Below are 9,459 nucleotides of genomic sequence, written 5' to 3'. Positions count from 1 at the left end.
GCCGGCTCGGGCGTGGCATGCGGGGCCGCCTTGTGCGCGCCGTGCGCGCCGTGCGCGCTCTGCGGGTGCACGGCCACGCCGAGGGTGGCCGGGGAATCGCCCGTCACGGCGATGTCCCCGGACCGATCGGTGCGCAGCACCGTCGCACCGAGCCCGCGCAACCGGTCCACCGTCCGCGGGGACGGGTGCCCGTACGAGTTGCCCTCGCCGCACGAGATCAACGCCAGTCTCGGCCGCAACGCATCGACCAGGCCCCAGTCCTGATGGGCAGACCCGTGGTGCGCCACCTTCAACACGTCCACACGCCCCAACCGCCCCAACAACGCCGCCTGAGCAGGCGGTTCGAGGTCACCCAGCAACGCCATCCGCACTCCACCGGCCACCGTCACCACCATCGCAACGCTCGCATTATTGGCACCCGGCGCCTCAACGTCCGTGCCCGCGCCAGGCCAGACCACGTCCCACGCCAACTCCTCACCCGCCGACCGACGTTCGCCGCGTCTGGCGCGGATCAGCGGCACGCCCGCACCAGCCGCCCAGCCCATCACCCGGGCCGCCTCACCCGGGGGATCGTCCAACGTGGTGCCCTCGATCGCGCCGATACTGCGCCCCCGCAGCACCCCGGGCACGCCCTCGACATGATCGGCATGGAAGTGCGTCACCAGGAGCAGCGGCACCACCGTCACCCCGAGATCCCGCAGGCACCGGTCGGCCGCGTTCGGATCCGGCCCGGCGTCGACCACCACCGCACTGCCCGGCTCATCCGTCGGTAGCACCAGCATGTCTCCCTGGCCGATGTCGCACATCACCATCCGCCACCCCGGCGGTGGCCAGCCTGTCGCGATCCGGCTGAGCACCGGCGGGCGCAGCAGTACCGCCATCAGGACCACCAACAGCACTCCGGCCACCAGAGCCCGCACCCACCGCCGCCGCGGGCTCGCGCCGGACCCGGCGCGCCGGGGCAGCAGCAGCGGCGCCACCCAACAGACCGCCAGAGTGGCGAGCCCGACCGTCACGACCCCGAACCACCCTCCCGGCCAGGACAGTTGCCCGCCGGGCAGCTCGGCGCCACGCCGCGCCACCAGGGCCAGCCAGCTCGCCGGCACCCCGGCCGGCTCCGCGAGCAGCCGGGCCGGCGCCGGAGCGAAGGGTTCCAGCACGAGCACCCCGAAGCCGAGCAGCGTCGCCGGGGCCACCGCCAGCTCGGCCAGCAGGTTGCACGGGATCGCGACCAGGCTGACGTGCCCGGACAGCACCACCGTCACCGGTGTGCACAGCGCCTGGGCCCCCGCCGTCGCCGCGAGGGCGCCCGCCAGGTGGTGCGGCCAGCGCCGGGACCGCAGCGCCTCGGCCCAGTGCGGTCCGAGGACGAGCAGCCCCGCGGTGGCGAGCACCGACAGCAGGAACCCGTACGACCGCGCCAGGTACGGATCCAGCAGCACCAGGACCAGCACCGCCCCCGCGAGCGCGGGGACTGCGTGCCGGGGGCGGCCGGTGGCCAGGGCGAGCATCCCGATCAGGCCCGTCCCCGCCGCCCGCAGCACGCTGGGCTCCGGCCGGCAGATCGTGACGAAGGCCAGCGTCAGCGCCGTCCCGAGCAGGGCGCTGGTGCGCAGCGAGAGGCCCAGCAGTGCGGCCAGGCCGCGCCGTTCGGGCGTGCCCGCCTGGCCCGGGGCGCCCAGCAGGACGCCGAGGACGATCGCCAGGTTGGCCCCGCTCACCGCCACCAGGTGCACCAGGTCGGTGGCGCGGAACGCGTCCAGGAGGTCGTCGGAGAGCCGCGAGGTGTCCCCGACGACGAGCCCCGGCAGTAGCCCCCGCGCGTCCGGCGGGAGGCCGTCGCTGGCCGTTCGCAGGCCTTCGCGCAGCCGCCCGGCGATCCGCTGCGGCAGGCTCGGCGGGGCGAGCGTCCGGGGCTCGCCGCGGGCGACCAGCAGCGCCGCGGCCTCCGTGTCGTACCCCTCTCCCGCAGGCCTGACCTCGGCCTCCACGGCGAGCCGGGCGGACGGGAGCAGCCCTTGCCACGGACCTGCTTCCTGGCCGCGCACCATCACCGTGACCGGCGTGCGGGTCCGGACGGCCCGCCCTTCGGAGAGGGTGACGCGGTCCACCGTGGCGTCCAGCGTCAGCACGGACTGCCCACCGGTCGTACCACCCCGGAACGCATGGGACTTGGGATCGCCGACGACGGTCAGCTCGACCTCCACGACCCGCGCCGGCTCGCCCGCCGAACGCGGTGGCCCGTGCTCGGCTGCCCGGGCGAGGCCCGGCAGCGGCCCGCGGTGCAGGTCCGCGGTGTGCAGGAGCGTCGCGGAGGCCGCCGCCGCGCCGGTGAGCAGGATCGCGGCCAGGGTCGTCGCCGCTCCGTGCCGGTGCCGCGCACCCGGCCGGGCGAGCATCACGGCACCCGCGGTCGCAGCCGCGCCCGCCAGCCAGAAGAACACGGCGTCATGCCCCGGCGCGCGCCCCAGGAGCGCCGCCGCGACCACCCAGGCGGAGACCGCCGGGAGCAGCAGCCGGAAGTCGGTACGGGCGGTGTGAAGGGACGAGGTCTGGTCGGTGGCGGACACGGCGGTGCCTCCCTTCGGCAGGACGGGACGGTGGTCGGGGCGAGGTAGGGGTCGTTGGACGGAACGTCAGAGGGTGAGCAGCGGACGGATCTCCGCGTACGTCCGCGCGCCGATCCCGCTGACCTGTCGGAGCTGGTCGAGTGTGCGGAACGAGCCGTGGGACGTGCGGAACGCGAGGATGCGCTGGGCGAGGGTCGGGCCGACACCGGGGAGGGTGTCGAGCTGTTCGACAGTGGCCCGGTTGAGGCTGACGGGCTGCCTGGGCGGGACGGCCGGCGGCGGCCCCGGACCTGGCCCGGCGGTCGTGCCGGCGACCGTGCCGGACGGAGGCGCGGGCTCGCCGACGCGGATCTGCTCGCCGTCCGTCAACACCCGCGCCAGGTTGAGGCTTCGGGTGTCCGTCTCCGGCAGCGGACCACCCGCCACCCGTAGCGCGTCGGCCACGCGCGAGCCGCTGGGCAGGGTGTGCAGCCCAGGCGTGTGGACCCGGCCGCCGACGTCCACCACCACGACGGGCTCGACGACAGGAGGAGGAAGCCCGGACGGACCGCCCTCCGCACCCGCCTCCGCCGCCGCCCCGGACGGGAGCAGCGGCGGCGACGTGGCGGACGGCCCGGGCCCCGCCGCCAACGCCGGCACCGCGACCGCCTGCGGCCGGGCCAGCCAGAAGTGCTGCACGGCGTACCCGACCGCGAACAGCAGCAGGACGACCAGCCCCACCACCGCCCGCCGGTCCAGCACCACCGCCGGCCCGAACCGGAACGGCGCCCGGTGCGCGGCCTCCAGCGGCTCCACCGGATCGAGCCCGCCCGGAGGCGCACTCGCCCCACCGACACTCGAAGCAGACGCCGACGCAGACCCCGACGCAGATCCCGACGCAGCCTGCGACGCAGACCCCGGAGGCGGCCCCGCGCCCGCCGCCTCTCCGGCCCCCGCCGCCCCGGAGACAGGCATCGCCGACCCCGGCGGAGCCGACGTCACCGGCAACGCACCCGCCGCCGGCAACACCGCCGCCATCCGCAGCCGGACGGTCTCGTTGATCTCGTGGCGCTTCGCCGCGCCCAGGCCCATGCTCGTCATGCGGAGCACGGTAGGAGCCCGCGGTCGAACGCGCGGATATTACCGAAAGCCTGTGGATAACCAGGGAGTTGTGGATAAAAAAGCTAACTCAGACGAGTGACACCGCACTCACCGCATTGACCCGCACCCGCGCCCGCGCCCCTACGGCACCGGCGAGACCACCACCGCCAGCAGCCCCGGCCCGACGTGCGCCCCGATCACGGCCCCCACCTCGCCGACGTACAGCTCCCGCAGCCCCGGCACCCGCCCCCGCAGCCGCTCCGCGAGCGGCTCGGCCCGGTCCTCCGCGGCCAGGTGGTGCACGGTGATGTCGACCGGTCCCTCCCCCGACCGCTCCACCGCGATCTCCTCCAGGCGCGCGATCGCCCGCGAAGCCGTCCGCACCTTCTCCAGCGGCTCGATCCGCCCGCCGTCCAGGTGCAGCAGCGGCTTGACCGCCAGCGCCGACCCGAGCAGCGCCCGCGCCGCGCCGATCCGGCCGCCGCGGCGCAGGTGCTCCAGAGTGTCGACGTAGAAGAACCCGCTGGTCCCGCCCGCCCGCCGGGTCGCCGCCCCGGCCGCACCGGCCAGGTCCTCCCCCGCCGCGATCGCCTCGGCCGCCGCCAGCACCCCGTACCCGAGGGCCATGCCGACGAGCCGGCTGTCGACCACCTCCACCGGCACGGGCGCCTCGGCCGCCGCCAGCCGGGCGGCCTCCACGGTGCCGGACAGCTCGCCCGAGATGTGCACCGAGACGATGCCCCTGGCACCGGCCTCGGCCGCCGCGCGGTAGGCCGCGGCGAAGGACTCGGGGTTCGGCCGGGAGGTCGTCACCCGCTGCTTGCCGCGCAGCGCCTCGGCGACGTCCTTCGGCGAGACCTCGACGCCCTCGGCGAGCACCGCGTCCCCGACCGCGACGCTCAGCGGAACCACCGTGATCCCGTGCCGGTCGAGGGCCTCCTGCGGCAGATAGGCCGTGGAATCCGTGACAAGTGCGAGGTCGGAGGGCATGAGGCGGAGGTTACTCCCCGTTCGGCCGGGATGACAGCGCCGAGCGTCCGGCACCCGCACGGCACCACGGCGACACTCGAACAGCCTCGTACGAAGACCGAACAACAGACCCGAACAACAGCCCCGACGGGCGCCCCCGCACGACTGGAACAGCCCGCCGAGAGAACCGGATCAGCCCGCCGAGGGACCCGCCGACGGCTTCCGCAGCCGCTGCGCGAGCTTGGCCAGCGGGTCGCCGAGCCCGAGCAGGTCCTCGGCGCTCGGCCGCCCCTTCCCGTCGGTGAGCCCGGCCCGGGGCGCCGACGCCCGCCCGGCCGCGCCGGCCCCCGCCGCACCAGCCCCCGCCCCACCAGCCGACGCCGAACCCGAACCCGACCCCGAGGCCGCACCAGCACCAGCACCCGAAGACGCTCCCGCAGCCCCAGACGCCCCCACACCGTCCCAGTGCCGCAGCGCCCCCGCCTCGCTCTCGCACTCCTGGCTGAGCCTGCTCAGCTCGTCCTCCGCGAAGCGGTGCATCCGGTCCTGCGCCGCCCAGCGCATGGTCTCCGCCGAGTGCGTGATCCGCTCGGCCCGCTCGCGCAGCTCCGGCAGCTTGGCCGCGATCCGGCCGGTGTCGGGCTCGCGCTCCAGCACGCGCAGCTCGCCGTCGAGCTCGGCGGCGTGGGCGTCCAGCCGGGTCAGCAGGGCGAGCGCCTCGCCGAGCTGGCCGTCCTGGGCGAGACCGGACTCCAGGACCTGGCGGGTGCCGTCGAGTGAGGTGCGCAGGCCCAGCCGGACGGCGGAGATCTGCCCCTGCGGGCCGGGCTTGGTGAACGTCTTCGCCTTGAGCGTGGCGTTCTCCACCGCGCGCCGGGCGTTGGCCTCGTGCCGCTCGACCTTGGCGGCGACGGCCTTGGCCGCCTTGACGGTGCCGACGACGGCCAGCACGACCACCGCGATCCCGATGAGCAGGGCCAGTCCGAGCATCACGCCGAGCACGTCCATCACGAGCCACCTTCCGCCACCGGGCCGACCGCCGCCGGGCCGACCCCCACCGATTCGGCCCTCCAGGGCCAACGCGGGCCGCCCCGCCGAGGGTTCCACGGTAGCCGCCGGACGGGTCCCGGGGGCAGGCCGAACGGGCCCACGCAGCCGAGATCAGGGACAGATCGGGGATCCCCCGGAGGGCCCGCGCCCGAGCGCCCTGCAACCCCGACACCCCCGCCACCCCGACACCCCGCGCACCCGACGGAAGGCCCGCGTCCTGCGAGCGGCGACGAAAAACGGGCGGGCGCCCCGAAGGACGCCCGCCCGCACGACCACGGACTCAACAGGAGCCCGTCACCCCGTGACGATGTTGACCAGCTTCGGCGCCCGCGCGATCACCTTGCGCACCGCAGCGTCCCCGATGGCCGCGACGACCGCCGGGTCGGCCAGGGCCAGCGCCTCCAGCTCGGCGTCGGAGATCGTCGGCGCGACCTCCAGCCGGGCCTTGACCTTGCCCTTGATCTGCACGACGCAGGTCACGGCCTCGTCGACGACGTACGCCGGGTCGGCGACCGGGTAGTCGGCGTGCGCCAGCGAGTCGCCGTGGCCCAGCCGGCGCCACAGCTCCTCCGCGACGTGCGGGGCCAGCGGCGCGACCAGCAGCACCAGCTGCTCGGCCACGGACCGCGGCGTGGAGCCGCGCTTGACCAGGTGGTTGTTCAGCTCGATCGCCTTGGCCACGGCCGTGTTGAAGCGCAGCCCGGCCATGTCGCCGCGGATGCCGTCGATCGCCTTGTGCAGCACGCGCAGCGTGGCCTCGTCGGGCTGCTCGTCGGTGACGACCAGTTCGCCGGTCGACTCCGAGACGACGTTGCGCCACAGCCTCTGCAGGAAGCGGTACGAGCCGACGACGGCACGGGTGTCCCACGGGCGGGAGACGTCCAGCGGGCCCATGGACATCTCGTACAGGCGCAGCGTGTCGGCGCCGTACTCGTCGGCGATGTCGTCGGGGGCGACGGCGTTCTTCAGGGACTTGCCCATCTTGCCGGCCTCGCGCTTGACCGGCTCGCCCTGCCAGAAGTACTTGCCGTCGCGCTCCTCGACCTCGGCGGCGGGCACCGGGAAGCCGCGCTCGTCGCGGTAGACGTCGGCGGTGATCATGCCCTGGTTGAACAGCTTGTGGAACGGCTCGACGGACGAGACGTGGCCCAGGTCGTGCAGCACCTTGTGCCAGAAGCGCGCGTACAGCAGGTGCAGCACGGCGTGTTCGGCGCCGCCGACGTACAGGTCGGCGCCGCCGGCGGGCTTGTTCGCCGTCGCGCCCAGCCAGTAGCGCTCGTTGGCCGGGTCGACGACGGCCGCGCCGTTGGTCGGGTCGACGTAGCGCAGCTCGTACCAGCACGAACCGGCCCAGTTGGGCATGGTGTTGGTCTCGCGGCGGTAGCGCTTCGGCCCGTCGCCCAGGTCCAGCTCGACGTTGACCCAGTCCTCGTTGCGGGACAGCGGGGTCTTGGGCGAGGAGGTGGAGTCGTACGCGTCGTAGGTGTGCGGCGAGTAGTCGTCGACCTCGGGGACCTCGACCGGCAGCATCGACTCGGGCAGCGCGTGCATCACGCCGTCCTCGTCGTAGACGATCGGGAAGGGCTCGCCCCAGTAGCGCTGGCGGCTGAACAGCCAGTCGCGCAGGCGGTAGTTGACGGTGCCCTCGCCGATGCCGTGCTCGGTCAGCCAGGCGGTGGCGGCGGCCTTGGCGTCGACGACGCTCAGCCCGTCCAGGGACAGCTCACCGTGCGCGGAGTTGACGATGACGGAGTCGTACGTGTCGAAGGCGTCGTCCCAGGTGGACGGGTCCTCGCCACGCCCGTCGGTGGGCTCGACGACGCAGCGCATCGGCAGCGCGAAGGCGCGGGCGAACGCGAAGTCACGGTGGTCGTGGGCGGGGACGGCCATGATGGCGCCGGTGCCGTAGCCCATCAGCACGTAGTCGGCGATGAAGACCGGGACGGGCGCGCCGCTGACCGGGTTCACCGCGTACGCGCCGGTGAAGACGCCGGTCTTGACCTTGGCCTCGACCTGCCGCTCGACGTCCGACTTGGCGGCGGCCGCGGCGCGGTAGGCGGCGACGGCCTCGGCGGGGGTGGCGGCGCCGCCGGTCCACTCGGCCGGGACGCCGGCGGGCCACTCGGCCGGCACGATGGAGTCGACCAGGGCGTGCTCGGGGGCCAGCACCATGTAGGTGGCGCCGAACAGGGTGTCGGGGCGGGTGGTGAAGACGGTGATCTTGTCGTCACCGACCGCGAATTCGGCGCGGGCGCCCTCGGAGCGCCCGATCCAGTTGCGCTGCTGCAGCTTGATGGCCTCGGGCCAGTCCAGCAGGTCCAGGTCGGCGATCAGCCGGTCGGAGTAGGCGGTGATCCGCATCATCCACTGGCGCAGGTTGGACTTGAACACCGGGAAGTTGCCGCGCTCGGAGCGGCCGTCCGCGGTGACCTCCTCGTTGGCCAGCACGGTGCCCAGGCCGGGGCACCAGTTGACCGGCACCTCCTTGGCGTAGGCCAGGCGGTACTCGCCCAGGACCTCGTCGCGCTCGGCGGCCGACAGCTCGGACCAGGCGCGCCCGCCCGGCACGGCGCGCGAGCCGGTCTCGAAGTCGGCGATCAGCTCGGCGATCGGACGGGCCTTGCCGGCGGCCTCGTCGTACCAGGAGTTGAAGATCTGCAGGAAGATCCACTGGGTCCAGCGGTAGTACTCCGGGTCGATCGTGGAGATCGAGCGGCGCGGGTCGTGGCCCAGGCCCAGCCGGCGCAGCTGCTGGCGCATGTTGGCGATGTTGGCCTCGGTGGAGACCCGGGGGTGGGTGCCGGTCTGCACCGCGTACTGCTCGGCGGGCAGGCCGAAGGCGTCGTAGCCCAGCGTGTGCAGGACGTTGTGGCCGGTCATCCGCTGGTAGCGGGCGTAGACGTCGGTGGCGATGTAGCCCAGCGGGTGGCCGACGTGCAGGCCCGCGCCCGAGGGGTACGGGAACATGTCCATGATGAAGCTGTGCGGCTTCGCGGTGACGTCGCCCGCGGCCGGGTCGGCCAGGTCGCCGGCCGGGTTGGGAGCGTTGAAGGTGCCTTCCTTCTCCCAGATGTCCTGCCAGCGGGACTCGATCTCCGCCGCCAGCGCGGCGCTGTACCGGAACGGCTCGGTCGCGGGCTCGGCCGCGCCGGACGCAGGGGTCGTCTCGCTCATGGTCCTTCAAGCTCCATCGATGTCAGTTGGCGAACCGCGCACGTGAACCACCGCGCACGTGAACCGTGCACAGGGGCCGTGTTCGTGGACCGGACGCGGGGACCGGGCACGTGAACCCCGGACGCGGGCCTGGTACCGGAAAGCCCCGGACCGGACCGGAAACGGGGCGGAAAACAAAAAAGCCCCTCGCAGGAGGGGACGCCACGCCGACTCCGGCACCGCCCGAGGGCGCAGCCGGTCCTGGTCAGCGCGGCCGGCTAAGGAGCAGGCGCACGGTTCGCATGGGCTCAGGGTACCGCAAGCGGGTCAGCGCGCTCCCGGGGATACCGCGCGCCCGGCCGCGTCGAAGTCGCGCAGCGCCCGCGCGACCCGCTCGGACTGCATGCCGGAGGCGAGCGCACGGGCCGCGGCGGCGGTGCGCGCGGCCTCCCGCTGGTCGCCGAGCCGGCGGTGGGTCTCGGCCAGCCGGACCATGAGCAGCGCCTTCGCCCGGGCCCGGCCGGGGCCGAGGCCCGCGACGGCCGCCGCCAGCCGCGTGGTGGCCTTGCGGAGGTCGCCCAGGAACAGCCCGCCCACCCCCACCCAGCCCGCGAGGGCGGCGCGGGCCTCCACCGGG

Annotated in this window: 5 protein-coding genes and 1 pseudogene; all 6 read right to left on the bottom strand. The window is 74.4% G+C overall.

What is annotated here, in order from left to right; all coding sequences use genetic code 11:
- On the bottom strand, positions 1-2,570 hold a 2,570-nt coding region (locus AB0O00_RS21670), incomplete at its 3' end, for a ComEC/Rec2 family competence protein (RefSeq protein ID WP_363654163.1).
- 66 nt (positions 2,571-2,636) lie between these two features.
- Positions 2,637-3,365: a ComEA family DNA-binding protein gene (locus AB0O00_RS21665; protein WP_363654161.1), complete on the bottom strand. Its 729-nt coding sequence runs from the start codon at positions 3,363-3,365 to the stop codon at positions 2,637-2,639.
- A gap of 426 nt (positions 3,366-3,791) precedes the next feature.
- Complete coding sequence (locus AB0O00_RS21660) at positions 3,792-4,640, bottom strand: DegV family protein (RefSeq protein ID WP_363654159.1); 849 nt, start codon at positions 4,638-4,640, stop codon at positions 3,792-3,794.
- Between the two features lie 171 nt (positions 4,641-4,811).
- The gene (locus AB0O00_RS21655; protein WP_363654157.1) at positions 4,812-5,627 is read right to left on the bottom strand and encodes a hypothetical protein; all 816 of its coding nucleotides are present in this window, start codon (positions 5,625-5,627) and stop codon (positions 4,812-4,814) included.
- Positions 5,628-5,963: 336 nt separating this feature from the next.
- Positions 5,964-8,843, bottom strand: coding sequence for a leucine--tRNA ligase (gene leuS, locus AB0O00_RS21650; RefSeq protein WP_363654155.1), 2,880 nt, complete (start codon positions 8,841-8,843; stop codon positions 5,964-5,966).
- 306 nt (positions 8,844-9,149) lie between these two features.
- Positions 9,150-9,459: pseudogene (locus AB0O00_RS21645) on the bottom strand (hypothetical protein); the annotation flags it as partial.

The organism is Kitasatospora sp. NPDC093558 (assembly GCF_040683475.1).
In the GTDB taxonomy this organism is placed as follows: domain Bacteria; phylum Actinomycetota; class Actinomycetes; order Streptomycetales; family Streptomycetaceae; genus Kitasatospora.
This window is presented reverse-complemented; position numbering and strand designations above follow the sequence as displayed.

What these genes read in the sequence shown, in the direction of transcription:
- leuS (WP_363654155.1), bottom strand. Translation starts at nt 8,843, where the DNA reads ATGAGCGAGACGACCCCTGCGTCCGGCGCGGCCGAGCCCGCGACCGAG.
- AB0O00_RS21655 (WP_363654157.1), bottom strand. Translation starts at nt 5,627, where the DNA reads ATGGACGTGCTCGGCGTGATGCTCGGACTGGCCCTGCTCATCGGGATC.
- AB0O00_RS21660 (WP_363654159.1), bottom strand. Translation starts at nt 4,640, where the DNA reads ATGCCCTCCGACCTCGCACTTGTCACGGATTCCACGGCCTATCTGCCG.